Below are 240 nucleotides of genomic sequence, written 5' to 3'. Positions count from 1 at the left end.
CCACACTACCATCGCCGCAACTGCGTTTCACTACTGAGTTCGAAATGGATTCAGGTGGGACCACAGCGCTATTGCCATCAAGCATAAACTGGTAAGTTTTAAGTAATTTGAGAAAATAAGAGACTTAAAACTAAAAAAGCTCCGAGTAAACTCAGAGCTTTAGGTATTAGGAGTCTGGCGGTGAGCTACTCTCGCATGGCGACTGCCACACTACCATCGCCGCAACTGCGTTTCACTTCT

The 240-nt window shown here is 45.8% G+C and carries 1 rRNA gene; it reads right to left on the bottom strand.

Annotated features, from left to right (window positions below):
• Nucleotides 1–82: ribosomal RNA gene (gene rrf / locus Q0940_RS17065) — 5S ribosomal RNA — on the bottom strand; the annotation flags it as partial.
• Nucleotides 83–240: the final 158 nt, after the last annotated feature.

Source organism: uncultured Psychrosphaera sp., assembly GCF_947500655.1.
Lineage (GTDB): Bacteria > Pseudomonadota > Gammaproteobacteria > Enterobacterales > Alteromonadaceae > Psychrosphaera.
Note: the sequence above shows the minus strand (reverse complement) of the source record. Positions and strands in the feature narration are given on the sequence as shown.